Origin of the sequence: Acinetobacter johnsonii (assembly GCF_048551975.1) — a bacterium.
Lineage (GTDB): Bacteria > Pseudomonadota > Gammaproteobacteria > Pseudomonadales > Moraxellaceae > Acinetobacter > Acinetobacter johnsonii_A.
In genome coordinates this window covers 1-278 of record NZ_JBIMCF010000209.1, presented here as the reverse complement: position 1 = coordinate 278, position 278 = coordinate 1, and the positions used below count along the sequence as shown (strand labels likewise).

Below are 278 nucleotides of genomic sequence, written 5' to 3'. Positions count from 1 at the left end.
AGTCTATGGGCCGCTTTGTACAAGAGAATTTTCTTTCTCCACAAGTGGTGGAAAAAAGCCTGAAAAGTATCGACCTGTCTTTGGCGGTTGGCCAATGGCTCGCCAATCCAAAAAACAATCTGCAAGTCACCCAAGTCATTCAACAAACGGTGCCTAAAGTCTTTGAGTTTGTGGGCCTAGAACAAATCGGACGCTTTATCCAAACTAACAGCGTGCAGTGGGTGCGTAAGACTCAGGTCAATCATTTGGCCAGTGAAATGCTGCGTGCAGTGCTAGAA

Annotated in this window: 1 protein-coding gene; it reads left to right on the top strand. The window is 46.4% G+C overall.

The features are described 5' to 3' along the window. A partial coding sequence (locus tag ACG9ZB_RS17275) for a DUF445 family protein (RefSeq protein ID WP_419326852.1) occupies nt 1-278 on the top strand: 278 nt, incomplete at both ends.